The organism is Nitrospira sp. CMX1 (genome assembly GCF_054902215.1).
In genome coordinates, this window is sequence record NZ_JBUBKD010000025.1 from 30,775 (window position 1) to 32,092 (window position 1,318).

Below are 1,318 nucleotides of genomic sequence, written 5' to 3' on the forward strand. Positions count from 1 at the left end.
AGGTCTCCGATCGATCGGAAGTGGAGATTGAGCCCGGTGCATACCTCAACTTGCCGATCGAAACGGTTTTTGGTGTGAATCATACTCCACAATTTGCCAAGGCCTACTCGCCCCCAAGCTGCCATATGGAAAACCGACAAGGGATAGTCTGTTCCAAAGAGGAGGCGGGATTGCAGTTCGGGATGATGTCTGAGGTGCAGCAACATCTTTAGTCGATGAGGCTGGGTGAGGGCTGAAATGTCGGCATAGAAGTTCGGATAACGCGCGCACAGTTCACGAAATGTTGGAAGAAATTTTTCATACAGCATCAACCCATAGCTGCAGGCGTGGGCCGCAATGACGGTCACCCCTTCGTCCAGTGCCAAGCGAAGCCGATCAGGATCTCCCAGGGATTGATCTTTGCCGATCAGACTAAATTCATACCCAACGTGGCTCAAGAACGGCAGTCTTCGTTGAGCCAATGCACGATAGAACGGTCGGTATTTCTCATCCGCCGGGTTGAAGTGCTGGGCGTTCGGGAGCACTTTGATCAGGACAGCTCCGGCGTCTGCACAGCGGTGCACTTCGTCGATCGCATCTTCGCGCTGAGGATTGATCGAAGGGCCGGCTAGAAATACATCGGGATAGTCTTTCACGGCCTTGAAGACATAATCGTTACTGACGAGAAAGTCCGTGTGCCGACGATTGAGGAGGCCTGTCTGATCATAGAATCCATCCATTCCCAGGAGCACGACTTTCCGCACGTATCGTGAGGTACGCAACTCTGCCAGAAGATGGTCGAGATAGCGCTGATTCGTCTCACGCGGGTGCGCCGGCGAGAGGTCATGTTTCCATAAGAGGAAACGAAATAAGGGGCTTCGAAGTAAGTTGGGTGAGATGAAACACCCGTTGTCACCGTCCGGCAGGGCAGCCAGATGGACATGGCAGTCGATGAGGGATTTGCCTGTAGGTGCCATTAGGTGTTGCGAGTTTCGAAATCCACCAGGATTCCAGTTTTGCGTTCCGCATTTGGAATTCAAACTCGAGACGCGAAACCCGAAACGGGTTTATCCCCCCTGCAGTCGTTCTGCTGCGATCCGCTTCACCCCTCGCAGATCGAGTTTTCCAGTGCCAAGAACCGGCAATGCGTCAACTTTCACGACGTGATGCCGAGACGGAATGAACAGATTCGGGAGGCCCATGGCGGATAGTTTTGAGAGGATATCGGGAATCACGGCTTCATCCAACGTGTGCAGGACGGCTAAGCGCTCTCCTTTTTTCTCGTCAGGGAGGCCGGTCACAGCAAAGACTTGCACTTCGGCACCGGACGCTTGCTGCA

1 protein-coding gene and 1 pseudogene are annotated in these 1,318 nt (G+C 53.6%); both read right to left on the minus strand.

What is annotated here, in order from left to right:
* The coding region (locus ACYX34_RS07475) for an amidohydrolase family protein (protein WP_462075928.1) at positions 1–956 on the minus strand (956 nt) is incomplete at its 3' end.
* A 90-nt stretch (positions 957–1,046) separates the two neighbouring features.
* A pseudogene (locus tag ACYX34_RS07480) lies at positions 1,047–1,318 on the minus strand (AMP-binding protein); the annotation flags it as partial.